At 39.7% G+C, this 14,198-nt stretch carries 9 protein-coding genes; 5 read left to right on the forward strand and 4 right to left on the reverse strand.

The features are described 5' to 3' along the window. Nucleotides 1-447, reverse strand: a complete 447-nt coding sequence (locus tag GSQ84_RS16045; protein WP_158798294.1) for a GtrA family protein — start codon at nucleotides 445-447, stop codon at nucleotides 1-3. Nucleotides 448-571: 124 nt separating this feature from the next. Here GSQ84_RS16045 and GSQ84_RS16050 point away from each other — a divergent pair, with 124 nt between their 5' ends. From GSQ84_RS16050 to GSQ84_RS16070, 5 genes are all read left to right on the forward strand, one after another. Beyond that, nucleotides 572-2,230 carry a M1 family metallopeptidase gene (locus GSQ84_RS16050; protein ID WP_158798295.1) on the forward strand — a complete coding sequence of 553 codons (1,659 nt, stop codon included), beginning with the start codon at nucleotides 572-574 and terminating at the stop codon, nucleotides 2,228-2,230. 58 nt (nucleotides 2,231-2,288) lie between these two features. Next, nucleotides 2,289-3,014, forward strand: a complete 726-nt coding sequence (locus tag GSQ84_RS16055) for a head GIN domain-containing protein (protein WP_158798296.1) — start codon at nucleotides 2,289-2,291, stop codon at nucleotides 3,012-3,014. 532 nt (nucleotides 3,015-3,546) lie between these two features. Next, nucleotides 3,547-6,804, forward strand: a complete 3,258-nt coding sequence (locus GSQ84_RS16060) for a SusC/RagA family TonB-linked outer membrane protein (RefSeq protein WP_158798297.1) — start codon at nucleotides 3,547-3,549, stop codon at nucleotides 6,802-6,804. 146 nt (nucleotides 6,805-6,950) lie between these two features. Beyond that, nucleotides 6,951-8,450, forward strand: a complete 1,500-nt coding sequence (locus tag GSQ84_RS16065; protein WP_158798298.1) for a SusD/RagB family nutrient-binding outer membrane lipoprotein — start codon at nucleotides 6,951-6,953, stop codon at nucleotides 8,448-8,450. Nucleotides 8,451-8,468: 18 nt separating this feature from the next. Beyond that, a complete protein-coding gene (locus GSQ84_RS16070) occupies nucleotides 8,469-8,987 on the forward strand; it encodes a DUF1735 domain-containing protein (RefSeq protein WP_158798299.1) in 519 nt (172 codons plus the stop codon). A gap of 85 nt (nucleotides 8,988-9,072) precedes the next feature. On the opposite strand, the gene GSQ84_RS16075 is transcribed toward GSQ84_RS16070, so the two are convergent. The 3 genes from GSQ84_RS16075 to GSQ84_RS16085 form a co-directional block, all read right to left on the reverse strand. Further along, nucleotides 9,073-9,966 carry a hypothetical protein gene (locus tag GSQ84_RS16075; RefSeq protein WP_174238672.1) on the reverse strand — a complete coding sequence of 298 codons (894 nt, stop codon included), beginning with the start codon at nucleotides 9,964-9,966 and terminating at the stop codon, nucleotides 9,073-9,075. A gap of 138 nt (nucleotides 9,967-10,104) precedes the next feature. Next, on the reverse strand, nucleotides 10,105-11,337 hold the full coding sequence (gene odhB / locus GSQ84_RS16080; protein WP_158798300.1) for a 2-oxoglutarate dehydrogenase complex dihydrolipoyllysine-residue succinyltransferase: 1,233 nt from the start codon (nucleotides 11,335-11,337) through the stop codon (nucleotides 10,105-10,107). A gap of 19 nt (nucleotides 11,338-11,356) precedes the next feature. Then, complete coding sequence (locus GSQ84_RS16085) at nucleotides 11,357-14,152, reverse strand: 2-oxoglutarate dehydrogenase E1 component (protein ID WP_158798301.1); 2,796 nt, start codon at nucleotides 14,150-14,152, stop codon at nucleotides 11,357-11,359. Between the last annotated feature and the right edge of the window lie 46 nt (nucleotides 14,153-14,198).

A 14,198-nucleotide genomic window follows, 5' to 3' on the forward strand; every position in this document is an offset into this window, starting at 1 on the left:
TTAAATTGAATTTTCTTTTTTCTGTGCCTTAAAAACAAAGAAATAATTTGCACTGAAGTTCCAGAAAAACACGATGATAATGGCTGCAGCTTTACTCACATAAAAATTAAGGTAAAGCAGGTTATCCAGTGAAAAGATAATCGCAGAATTGAGCAGCAGGCCAATAACAGAAACGCCAACAAAAGCAGTAAATTGTAAACCCGATTTTGCCTGGGTATCCTTAAATGTCCAGTTTCGGTTGATGAAATAATTACTGATCACAGCTGCTGTAAAACCTATCCCGTTGGCCAGGAATTTATTGAAATTCAACTCATCTTTAAAAGTCCAGGTGAGTGCAAAATCGATGATCAGGCCGGATACCCCTGTAATTCCAAATTTAATAAAAGCAAGAAATTTTGGCGTAAAGTACGATGGAACAGAAGATAAACTGAATTTATTACGCGGCATGAAGGGAACTTTTATCTCAGCTAAAGGTACAATCATTTTAATTGTAATAAAATTGTTTTTAAAATGGGTTAGCGGTGCACAGTGCATATCCTATATTTGAACTTAAATTATTAATTATTAAAAGATGAAAAGCTTCTTTTCCGCCATTATCCTTATATTCTTTATTACGCTCGGCGCCAGTGCGCAGCTCATGAGCAAGCGGGAAACCTTTTCCCGCGCTGATAGCTTAAGGGGACAGCTTACCCCGCTGCGCACCTGTTATGATATTAACTATTACCACTTAAACGTAAAGATCGATATCGACAGGAAATTCATCAGCGGCAGCAATGAATTTAACTTTACAGCCGTAACAGATTTTACCAGGCTTCAGTTTGATCTGTTCAGTAACCTGGAAATTTCAAAAATCATATATAAAGGACAGGAACTTGCTTATAAAAGAGAATTTAACGCCGTATTTGTTACTTTTCCCAAAGCCATAAAAAAAGGAACCAAAGACAAATTCGAAGTTTTTTATTCAGGAAATCCGGTGATCGCCCGTAACCCACCATGGGATGGCGGTTTTATTTTCACTAAAGACAAAACAGGAAACCCATGGGTTTCTGTTGCCTGTCAGGGCTTTGGAGCAAGTTCATGGTGGCCAAATAAAGATCACCAAAGCGACGAGGTTGATAGCGTGCTAATCAGCATCAGCATACCTAAAGGAGAATTGAAGGAAATATCCAATGGTCGTTTGCGCAGCATTGTTGATCAGGGTGATGGTTATCAGCAATACAACTGGTTTGTAGCAAACCCGATCAATAATTATGATATCACCTTCTATATTGGAAACTACGCACACTGGACCGACAATTATCAGGGTGAAAATGGAAATCTCAGCATAGACTTCTGGTCATTGAAAGAAGATAGCCTTTTAGCAAAACCGCATTGGGATGCTGATGTAAAACCAATGCTAAAATCCTTTGAACACTGGTTTGGACCTTATCCCTTTTATAAAGATGGCTACAAACTGGTAGAAGCACCTCACCTGGGCATGGAACATCAAAGTGCTGTGGCTTATGGAAATCAATTTAAGATGGGCTACCTCGGAAAAGACTTATCCCATACAGGATGGGGACTAAAATTTGATTTTATTACTGTCCATGAAAGCGGGCACGAATGGTTTGGAAACAACATTACTGCCAAAGATATCGCCGATATGTGGGTCCATGAAAGTTTCACCAACTATTCTGAATCACTATTTCTCGAATCACAATACGGAAAAGAAGCAAGTACAGCCTATGTAGTAGGCATCAGGAAAAACATCCGAAATGACAGTCCAATCATCGGTACTTATGGGGTGAATAAAGAAGGTTCCGGAGATATGTATTATAAAGGGGCCAATATGATCCATACGATCAGACAGCTTATCCAGAATGATGAGAAATTCAGAAATATATTGAGAGGGCTCAACAAAACATTTTATCATCAAACAGTTACCTCAGCACAGATTGAAAATTATATATCCAAAGAAAGCGGTTTAAAACTGAATAAGATATTCGACCAATATTTAAGAACCGTGCAGGTTCCGGTACTCGAATATCATGTCACTAACGGGAAGCTTTTCTACCGCTGGACGGCTAGTGTGCAAGGCTTTGACATGCCGGTTAAGGTAACACTTCAACCAGATGTTTTTAAATTGATCTATCCTACTGCGCAGTGGAAAGAAGTTAATGTAACAGACATCAATGATACCAACTTTAAAGTAGATCCAAATTTTTATGTTTTTTTGAAGAAGGGAGAATAATATTTTTAAATTCATGCAACTAATCAAATTAACTAACGCCTTATAAAAAAATAACACGATGAGAAAATTGAACATGTTGCTACTGCTAACTGCATTAACATTCAGCTTTGGTGCTAACGCCCGCAATCCTGTATTAAGGAAAATGAACCTCCGTCAGGAAAGGACTATAGGTGAATTTAAGGGCATTGCCGCAGGCGGACCCTTACTCATAAAGGTTACCATGGGCAGTAAAGAATCTATCCGAATGGAGGGAGACCAGGCTGCAATTGCGGATTTAACTACAGAAGTAGAGAAAGGTATACTGACGATTAAACCTAAAACGAAATGGAACGACTGGTCAAGAAAATACAATAGATCTACGGTAACTGTTTATATTACCGCAAGAAGAATTACTTCTTTAACCATGAGTGGATCAGGAAGTTTAGAAACACTAAACGCAATTAATAGTTCGTCAGAACTGGTAACCACCCTTAGCGGATCAGGAAGCATGACAGCGATAGCTAATGTAAAGTCATTCACCGGGGTAGTCAGTGGTTCAGGAACATTAGCTCTTAAAGGTAAAGCAGGCGACTCAAATCTTACCTTAAGCGGTTCTGGAAATTTCCAGGGCAAGAATTTTTCAGTTGATCAGGTAAGTGTGCAAATCAGCGGTTCGGCCGATGTATATATCCATGCCGATCAAAAACTGGAAGCCGTGATCAGTGGTTCGGGTAGCATTCGTTACAGTGGTAATGCAGTGGTTAAGAAAACCATTATCGGCTCTGGCAGCATTTCAAAATTATAATTCAGTATCTCATATAAAAAAGCGTCTTATAAACTAATAAGACGCTTTTTTTTGCAGTTAACTTTTAGCAGCAGGATTTACTATGCCGATATTTCAGGAGAAAAAAAATACCTAAATAATATAATAAAGCAACAAAATAACAAAAAAGATACAAAAAACATATACAAACACCAGAATTAACATGTTTTTAATAAAAAAATCATATTAAAATTAAATTAAAATATTTTAATGATAAAAATTAAAAAAATATTTACCAAAATATTCATCAACGAATTTTAGTATATCTGAAATATAAACTAGGAGATATTGAAAATAAGCAGAATTTAACTTAGATAAATCGTTAAATCAACAATATTAAAGCAATTTAGAGTAGAACATCAATATTCAGGAATATCTCACAGAAATTTGGATTTGAATAAATAAAATATTCATATTTAAAACTTAGTTAAACAAGATGTCATTAGTTAATATTAAATTAACAATGAATGAGTAAAATTAATTTGAATAATTATTTAAATCAAAAATCATTAGGGTGAAAAGAATTCTACAATTAACCATGTGCCTGTTGCTTTTCTTCGGAACAAGCCTGTATGCGCAAAACACAACCTTAACAGGAACTGTTAAAGGAAAAGATGATGGCCAGCCTATCCCGGGTGTAAGTGTAAGGGTAACGGGCACAACAATTGGCGCAGTAACAGGAGAAAATGGTAAATTTACTATCGCTGTACCATCAAAAAACAAAACATTAACCTTTACCTACATTGGTTATTTACCACAGGAGATTCCAGTCAGCGGAATGACCAGCTTAAATGTATTATTAATCCCTGATAGCCATCAGTTGGGAGAAGTGGTGATAACTGGTGCGCTTGGCATTAAACGTCAGGCAAAGGAACTAGGCTTTGCAGCTACCAACATTGATAGCAAAAGTTTAACAGAAAGTCATCCAACTAATTTTACCAATGGCTTAACAGCAAAGGTAGCCGGACTAGTAGTAAACACAGTCAATAACGGGATTAATCCCACTACCCGCTTTACCTTACGCGGAAGTCGCCATATTACGGGAAACAACTATGCACTGGTAGTTCTGAATGGTGTACCTATCTCGCCAGATGCGGTAAACACTATTAGTCCCGACGATATTGAAAGTGTGAACGTCCTCAATGGAGCTGGTGCCGCGGCCCTCTATGGTTCTGAGGCATCCAATGGTGCATTGGTAATTACTACAAAAAAAGGCAGTGGCAGCGTAACCCCTACTATTACTTATTCACAGAATTTTCAGATGGAGAATATTTCGTACTTTCCTAAATTACAACATGAGTTTGGAAGTTATGGAGGTGAAAGCCAGTCTACCTATGTAGATCCGGTAACAGGCTTTATTACCGCCCCTGTTGTTTATGAAAATCAATCTTACGGGCCGGCCTATACTGGCGCACCGACACAATTGGGTATACCTCTGCAAGATGGCACTGTTCAAACTGTACCATATGCAGATCAGGCAAAAGATCAGCGCAAGGCATTCTTTCAAACAGGCTTTGCTGAACAAAACAATCTTAGCTACGCTTCTGGTGATGCCGATAACAGTTTCAACTTATCTGCAAACAGATTGGACAGAACAGGCGTAGTACTCAATGACAAGTACAACAGAACGGCAATCAGGGTTGGGGGAACCAAATCGTCAGGAATCTTTAAAGCAGACTTCAACGCAGGTTTTACCCAGCAAAATACCAGTACTTATGGCCATAGTTACACAAGCAATAGCCTGGATGGAGGAAGTACTTTATATTCTACTTTACTAAATACACCATCCTGGGTACCGCTAACAAGCTACAAGAATATCAATGCTCCTTTCAGTGATGTGAATACCTATTACAATTCTTATGCAATTAACCCCTACTGGATTGTTGACAATTCGAGATATAATACAGTATCCAATACATTCAACGGCAACATCAACGGAACGTTAACTCCAACCGACTGGTTTAATGTGTCTTATCGCCTATCAAATAACTCAGGCACAGCGAATCAGCAATTTACACGTTCACAGGTAAATTATAGTGCATATGCCATAAGCGACCCAACACACGAAGGCGGCACAATTGCCTCAAGTTATGGAAAGTCAACCGTTCCTGGCCAGGTACAAAATATCACTCAAACAGGTGATGGTTCCATTTCTTCACTCAATGCCGATGGGTCAGCTTTAGCAGGTCCTCAGGGTTATGCCCGTACACAACAGGACATCGTCATGAATTTTCACAGAACTTTTTTCGATGATTTCAAAACAAACCTGTTATTAGGAAATACAATTTGGCAGGAGAATTACAAATACATTCAGAATAACAGTACAAGTTTACTGATAGATGGTTTTTACAACGTCGGAAGTATTGTTGGGGTGCCAGCTACAAGTACGCAGGAAGGAAAAATAAGACAGGTAGATTATTATGCTGATGGAAATATTGGTTATAAAGATTATGCTTTTTTAGAAGGTACACTTCGTAATGACCATGATTCGAGACTTTCTGCTGCTAACCGGTCATTCTTCTATCCATCAGTAAAAGGATCGTTCATCTTTACCCAGGCTGTATCATCTTTAAAAGACAGTAAAGTTATATCCTTCGGTAAATTAAGGGCAAGTTACAGCCAGGTGGGCTCAGTAACCAGCAGTCCTTATAGCATTAATAATACCTATACTGCTGCCCCAGGTTTTCCTTACGGAAGTTCAGCTGCATTAGGCCTGAGTACTACACTAAACAACGCTAACCTTAAACCTGAATTGAGTAAAGAGTTAGAGTTTGGTGCGGATCTTGGGTTCTTCAACAATAGGATAAATTTAAGTGCCACCTACTACAATAGCCACACAACTAACCAAACTATCCCTATTTCTACATCAGCATCAACTGGTTACAGCACTACTTTGGTAAACATCGGAGAAGTACAAAATACAGGTTATGAATTTAAGGCTGATTTCCAGGTGCTGCCGGTAACAAAAAACGGAGTGAGTTTAAATCTGGCTGGTAACCTTGCTATTCAGGATTCAAAAGTGATTTCACTCACTAACGGATTATCTTCAGTTGTTCTTCCAGGCGGCTACTCTAACGTATACACCGCTGCAGTGGTAGGTCAGTCTTTCCCTTCCTTATATGGAACAGATATCATCCGTGATCCACAGGGACGGCCGGTAGTTGATGCAAAAACTGGCGCTACGACTTTAAATCCCTCTTTGGTAGACCTCGGTCGTACTACACCAAAATATATTATGGGCTTAACACAAACAGTGAACTACAAAACTGTAACCCTAACATTAGTGGAAGAATACAGGGGTGACTATGTAGAGTTCAACCAAGGCTTACAGTCTGCCACAGGAGATGGCGTATCGGATCTTTCTACACAGGCAGGACGGTCGCGTTTTATATTCCCCAATTCGGTCATACAAACTTCACCCGGAGTATATGTCCCAAACACAAACGTAGCTGTAGCTAATGGTAATTTGGGCTTCTGGACTTCCGGTGGATATTCTTTAGCAGCAAGTTCTTATGTATCGAGCGGAGCATTCTGGAAATTACGTGAAGCCAATCTGAATTTTGATTTGTCTTCTTATATTAAAAAGTACAAGTTTATTAAAAGGGCATCCTTTGCTTTATTTGGCAGAAACCTGCTGATGTGGAGACCTAAAACAAATACATGGACAGATCCCGAATACTCACGTACCACAGGCAACAGTGTTGGTATAAATGATCAGGATCAACTTCCTCCAACCAGAATTTTCGGAGCCAATCTTAATGTAACATTTTAATGGAATCATCATGATCTTTCAAAACCTGCTTCACGCTAGGAAGGGACCGGTAAGCTCTTGAATTCAAATAAACAATAAGAGTTAACGATCATGATAGTTTCAACACCCATAAATAAATAATCATTGATATTCTAATGAAAAAAAACATGAAAAAATATATATCCGTCTTATTCATTGTATTCGCCATAACTTCAAGTGGTTGCAAGAAGAATTATCTGGAATTGTCTACTAACCCGAATTTGCCAATTGCTGTTACTCCCGGACTTTTATTATCCGGAGCTTTAGCAGGTACAGCATCTGTGCTCAATGGATATACAAAAGCAAACAGCGGAAACTATTATACCAGTTATACCATGTATGCCTGCTGGATAGGATATCTGTCAAATAGTCCTGGCGGTGGGGCTTTACAACTTGTTCAATATGCGTTTATCAGTTCTAATTTTGATATGTGGACTAAGATCTATCTGAATTTATCAAATTACAATGCATTGGGCAAATCAACTACAGAGCCCTATTACCTCGCCATTGACAAAATTATGCTTGCCTTTAATTTCGAACAACTGGTTGACAACTATAATGATGTTCCTTATACGGAAGCATTTTCAGCAAGCCTGACACCTAAATATGATAAAGGCTCGGCGATCTATGACGACCTGCTTAAACAACTTGATGCTGCCATGGTTATGATTCAGAATGCTCCTGCATCTGCTACCAATCCAGGCACATCAGACATTATGTATGGTGGCAATATGCAAAACTGGCTAAAGTTTGCCAACACCCTGAAATTAAGAATCGCCATCAGACAATCTAACTTAACTGCTAAAGCGGCCATTTTAAAAAGTGCTGTCGCTGCTACCTCGGCGATAGGATACCTGGATTCAACGAATCCTGCAACAGTTAATCCAGGCTATTTAGATAGCGATGCGAATGGCGGTGAACAAAGCCCGCTTTGGATGAACTATGGATACACACAGTCAGGAAGTGCACAGACTAACAATTCCAGTTACATGGCTAACTCTTACGGAGTGAATTTCTATTTAAACCACAATGATCCGCGTGCCAAACAAGTTTATGCTGTCAATCCTTCAGGAAATCTGGTTGCTGATCCATTTGGTGCAACAGTTACCACTCCTGCCGGATTAACTCCAAGCCGTGTAGGTCCGGGTGTTTTACAAAGTCCTACTATGAATGCTATCATCATGTCAGCGCCGGAAGCATTATTTTTGCAAGCTGAGGCAGCAAGCACAGGCTTGATCAGCGGTAATGCACAAACCTTATACAATGCAGGTATCACCGCTTCATTTGAAAACCTCCTGGTTACCAACCCTGATGCAGCAGCTCTTGCATATTATACACAGCCCAACATTGCCTTCCCGGTAGCAGGAACACCTGCTCAGCAACAAAAAGCAATTATCGTGCAAAAATGGGCTGCCCTCAATCCTTATGGCGCACTGGAAGCTTTTAACGAATTCCGCAGAACAGGTTATCCTGATGATATTCCCTTATCGGTTTATCCGGGAGCAAATGCCCCCAATCAGATTACCCGTTTGTATTACCCTGCCAGCGAATACCAGACAAATGCAGCTAACGTTGGTGCCGAAGGAACTATTGATAAATTCTCTTCAAAGATATTTTGGGCTAAATAAAATTTAAAAAATTAAAAGATGAAATACAAAAATCATATCAAAACAGTCGCTCTTTGTTTATTAACAATGACTGTCTTCAGTTCCTGTCTAAAAGACAAAACCTACGTAGACTTTAAAGATGCAGGTGCAACTATTGATTTTCCTGCAGTGGCTTATCACGGAGAATTTAATGATATCAGCCTGGCTGCTTCGCCTACACTTACAGCCTATCCCGTACTGGTTAATGTTTCCGTACCAAAAGCCTTGTCTACAGCAGTACATATTGTCCTGAAAGTTGATCCGGCAGCATTAACAGCTTACAATACGGCACAGGCCGCTGCAGGACTACCAGTTTATACATTAATGTCTACCAACAATTACACAATTCCTGATCTAACTGCCACAGTTCCGGCAAATCAAACTAGCGGTTCTGTGACGGTAAATTTCAATACCAGTGCGATCCTAACTACAGATGTCCTTCCTTTAACAATTATAAGCACTGATGCAGGTGTCATCAATCAATACAATACCATACTCTACCATGTTACTGTAAAATAACCCAGGTAAACGTAAAAAGCCGCCTCATCTTAAAAGATGTCAGGCGGCTTTTTTACATTTTAAAATTACATGCAAGCATGCTGATTTATTTAAACTCGTATCCTATAGCAAATAGGTTTTCTACAAAATTGATCTTCTGGCTGGCTTTATCTATATTATCTCTTCCTGTGGTATGTACATTTTTTAAGTTAACGTATCCAACCTTCGTTGTATTCTGGAAATAAAGGTGTTTACTGACATAGAATTTCAACCCCATTTCAGCCGACACGCCGAAACCAGCAACATTCCAGTGGTTATTACGTCCCTGATCAAACAAATGTGCATCTGTTCTTGGGATCATTGGCCCACCACCTATACCTGTTTCAAGGGTCAGCGAAGTTTCATGCGAAGGTGCTACCCAGATATCATCATAACGTTCAATTTGCGCATTCAGATAATTAAATCCATCCGTATGCTCATAACGTAACTGATCGCTGGTCCAGTTAAGCTTTTGTCCGTTATAAGTGCCCGCAAAACTTCCTGTAGGAACAGAAGGAGTAGAGATCTCAGAACCTATAGTACCATAAGTGGCTATACTTTGAGGAATATCCACTACATATTTCATGTGGTCCCATCCTATGGAAACACTGTAATTATCTTTAATAAAATAGCCTACACGAAGATTATATTGGGGTTCAGTGATCAGTCCGGGATTCAAATAATTCCAGGCCAATGGAGATTGTCTGTCATGTGCAACCACACTTTTTAAAGTGAAGTCATAACCAGGCCCTTTAAAATTGATATCACTCTTATCATAGTAAGAGTGATTATATCCCCAGTGAACATAAAAATCCCCTTTTCTGGAGAAATCCCGCTTAACTTCATTAGAGAAGAGGCTCTTGCCGATAACTACATCGCCATCTGGCATATTTGTATTTTCTTGTGCTTTAATCTTTTGACCAACAAAGAGTAACAGCACCAATATGTAACGTTTTTTCACAAAACAAACATACGAATAACCGTTAAAATATGTTAAAACAATAATTGAATATTAAGAATTTTAATCTACATTTAATACAAATGTCATAAAAAAAGCCTGTTGAATAATCAACAGGCTTTTCCCATTTATTTTTTTATACTATACCCCTAATAATAGACGGGCTGGATCTTCCAGTAATTGTTTTACCCTTACCAAAAAGCCAACAGACTCTCTGCCATCGATGATACGGTGATCATAAGACAAGGCCAGGTACATCATCGGACGAATAACTACTTCGCCTTTCTCTGCAATAGGACGCTCAATGATATTGTGCATACCTAAAATTGCAGACTGCGGAGCATTAATGATCGGGGTTGACATCATGGAGCCAAATACACCACCATTAGTAATTGTAAACGTTCCGCCGGTCATCTCTTCAATAGTCAATTTGCTGTCACGTGCTTTAGTAGCCAGTTCAATTACCGATTTCTCGATCTGGGCAAGGGTCATGCTTTCCGCGTTTCTAATGATTGGCACTACCAATCCTTTAGGTGCAGAAACTGCAATAGAAATATCAACAAAATCATTAAAAATTACCGCATCACCATCAATACGCGCATTAACGGCCGGGAAATCTTTCATTGCTTCGCAAACAGCTTTTGTAAAGAAACTCATGAAGCCTAAGCCTACACCATATTTTTCCTTAAACTGATCTTTATATTTTCCGCGCAGGTCCATGATCGGTTTCATGTTCACCTCGTTAAACGTGGTTAACATTGCTGTTTCATTTTTAACGGCCACTAAACGTTTAGCCACTGTTTTGCGCAATGGAGACATTTTTTCCCTGCGTTCATTTCTTGCACCAGCAACTGCAACCGGGGCAGCCGTTACTGCTGGTTTTGATGCAGGAGCAGGGGCTGCTGCTGGTTTAGCAGCATTCAGTGCATCCTCTTTAGTAATCCTTCCATCAACGCCAGATCCTTTAACAGTTCCGGCATCAACGCCTTTTTCTGCTAAAATCTTTCCTGCTGCAGGTGAAGGGGTTCCTGTTGCATAGCTGTCACCAGATTTTTCAGCTACCGGGGCAGCCTGTTTATCCGCTGCAACGAGCGCTTTCTCTTCAACAGGTGCCGCTGCTACTATTGGGGCGGCAGCTCCGCCTTCTTCAATACTACAAACTACTGCTCCTATAGCTAAAGTATCACCTTCATTTGCTATAGTTTTTAAAGTTCCGGCTTTCTCAGCGGTTAACTCAAAAGTTGCTTTATCAGATTCCAGTTCCGCTATTACTTCATCCATTTCCACTGTATCACCGTCGTGCTTTAGCCATTGCGACAAAACAACTTCGGTAATTGACTCTCCTACTGGTGGAACTTTTATTTCTAGACTCATAATTGATGTATTATATTTTCTAATCTACGTTATATACTTTATTCACTGATTTCTTAGCTATTTTCTTGTCTGTTTCCGAAACAGACGTTTCGAAAGCCTTAGCCAGAATATAAGCCTGCTGATCTGCATGCTGTTTAGCAAAACCAGATGCAGTACTGCTACTTTCTTTTCTTGAAATTACTTCAATAGCTGCAAATACCGTTTTTCTTGTTTTACGCAGCAGGTAAGGCCATGCTCCCATATTCTCAGGTTCTTCCTGAACCCAGATGGCTTCCTTAGCATTTTTATAGCCTTTGTAAACAGTCTCCATCTGCGCCAGCGGCGTAGGATACAACTGTTCTACACGAACGATTGCTACATTTTTGATCTGCTCACGCTGTTGTTTTTCCAGCAATTCATAATAGATCTTGCCACTGCAGAAAAGCACCCTGTTTACTTCATTCGCTTTCACATTGGCATCATCAATCACTTCTTTGAATTTACCTTCAGTAAAATCTTCCAGTGGTGAAACACACATTGGATGACGCAACAAGCTTTTAGGAGTAAAAACGATTAATGGCTTTCTGAAATCACGTTTAAACTGACGGCGGATGGCATGGAAAAAGTTAGCTGGAGTAGAACAATTGGTTACCTGCATATTGTAATCAGCACATAGTTCCATAAAACGCTCAATCCTTGCAGATGAATGTTCGGGTCCCTGGCCTTCATAACCATGTGGTAATAACATCACTAATCCGTTTTCACGCTGCCATTTAGTTTCAGCACTGGCAATATACTGGTCAACCACAATCTGTGCACCATTAAAGAAATCACCAAACTGTGCTTCCCAAATAGTTAATGCATTTGGATTGGCCATTGCATAACCGTACTCAAAACCTAAAACACCATATTCAGATAAATGAGAATTATAAATATCAAAAGGAGCCTGCTGATCTGAAAGATTTGCTAACGGGATATATTCCTCTTCAGAATCTTCCAGGGTTAACACAGCATGACGGTGAGAAAAAGTACCACGTTCTACATCCTGACCACTCAGGCGAACTCTCTTGCCTTCAGTCAGTATAGTTGCATACGCCAATTGCTCGCCCATTGCCCAATCAAAAACATGTGTTTCAGTAGCCATCTTATTACGGTCGGCAAACAACTTCTCAATCTTCTTGAAGAACTTTTTATCTGCTGGCAAAGTGCTGATTCGTTTTGCTATCTCCAGCAGCGTACTTTTCTTAACGGATGTATCAGGTGAAACCACAAAATCTTCTGCACTGGCAATACGCATATCAGACCAGGCACCGGCAAATTTCACTGCCTGATAAGTAGAGGTCAGCTCTTTCGCTTCATTCAACCGTTCCTGTAAAATTCCGCGAAACTCAGCTTCCATTTCTTTGGCCAGACTGGCTTCCAGTTTACCTTCTCCAATCAGCTGTTTAATATAAATATCCCTTGGATTAGCATGCTGCTCAATCAGTTTATACAATAAAGGCTGAGTAAACTTAGGCTCATCTGCCTCATTATGTCCAAATCTGCGGTAACACAGGATATCAATGAATACATCATTTTTATATTTCTGACGGTATTCCATAGCCAGGTTGATGGCATATACCAAAGCCTCTACATCATCCCCGTTCACATGGAACACAGGAGAAAGGGTAACTTTAGCAATATCAGTACAATAAGTACTGGTACGTCCGTCTTTATAATTTGTGGTAAATCCAATCTGGTTATTGATCACCAGGTGAATAGTTCCACCGGTTTTATAACCATCCAAACCAGCCATCTGGATCACTTCATATACAATACCCTGACCAGCAACAGAAGCGTCACCATGGATAAGGATCGGTGCGATACGTGAATCATCACCTCCGTATTTAAAGTCGATCTTTGAACGTGTCATTCCTTCAACCACACCATTTACTGTTTCCAGGTGGGATGGATTAGGACAAAGGCTCAGGTGAACATTTTTCCCTTCGTTAGTGGTTACATCTGTAGAGTAACCGAGGTGATACTTCACATCACCACCGAAAGGAGATTCTGCACTATAACCTTTACCTTCAAATTCAGCAAAAATATCTTTATAGGTTTTTTGCATGATATTGGCCAGAACGTTTAAACGTCCCCTGTGCGCCATACCAATTACAAATTCTTCAATCCCCATATTAGAGCCTTTTTCGATCACTGAATCCAGCGCCGGAATTAAAGCTTCAGCACCTTCTAATGAAAAGCGCTTCTGTCCAAGAAACTTGGTGCCTAAAAAGTTCTCAAAACTAACTGCCTCGTTTAATTTTTTCAGGATTCTTCTTTTTTCCTCAATGGAGAAATTTGGTGTATTCTGCACACTCTCCATTTTATTTTCAATCCAGCTTAAAACCTCAGGCGTACGCACAAATTTGTACTCCGCACCGATAGACCTGCAATAGGTTTTGGTCAGGAAAGCAACAATATCACTTAGTTTTGCCGCACCAATGCCCAGTTCAACGCCGGAATTAAAAACAGTATCCAGATCAGCCGCACTCAGTCCAAAATTCTCAATATCAAGAGTGGGTAAATGATGGCGTCTCTCCCTTACAGGGTTAGTATGTGTAAAAAGATGCCCGCGCTGACGATATCCGTTGATAAGGTTTAAAACATTGACTTCTTTTAAAAATTGTTCAGGGGTCACTTCGCTGACTGCGCCAGCATCCGCTCCTCTTCCAAAATCAAATCCTTCAAAAAATTTCTGCCAGCCGAATTCAACTGCATTTGCATCTTGTTTATAAGTTTGATAGATGGAATCGATGTATTCGGCATTTGCGCCGTTGAGATAAGATAAATTATCCATTGTGTATGAGTTGATATAAGTACGGCAAAATTAGGATTTTACCTTT

Source organism: Pedobacter sp. L105 (assembly GCF_009765875.1).
Lineage (GTDB): Bacteria > Bacteroidota > Bacteroidia > Sphingobacteriales > Sphingobacteriaceae > Pedobacter.

Excerpts from the sequence above, each read along its gene's own strand:
- GSQ84_RS16085 (WP_158798301.1), bottom strand. The coding sequence starts at position 14,152 with ATGGATAATTTATCTTATCTCAACGGCGCAAATGCCGAATACATCGAT.
- GSQ84_RS16065 (WP_158798298.1), top strand. The coding sequence starts at position 6,951 with ATGAAAAAATATATATCCGTCTTATTCATTGTATTCGCCATAACTTCA.
- GSQ84_RS16050 (WP_158798295.1), top strand. The coding sequence starts at position 572 with ATGAAAAGCTTCTTTTCCGCCATTATCCTTATATTCTTTATTACGCTC.
- GSQ84_RS16045 (WP_158798294.1), bottom strand. The coding sequence starts at position 447 with ATGCCGCGTAATAAATTCAGTTTATCTTCTGTTCCATCGTACTTTACG.
- odhB (WP_158798300.1), bottom strand. The coding sequence starts at position 11,337 with ATGAGTCTAGAAATAAAAGTTCCACCAGTAGGAGAGTCAATTACCGAA.
- GSQ84_RS16055 (WP_158798296.1), top strand. The coding sequence starts at position 2,289 with ATGAGAAAATTGAACATGTTGCTACTGCTAACTGCATTAACATTCAGC.
- GSQ84_RS16070 (WP_158798299.1), top strand. The coding sequence starts at position 8,469 with ATGAAATACAAAAATCATATCAAAACAGTCGCTCTTTGTTTATTAACA.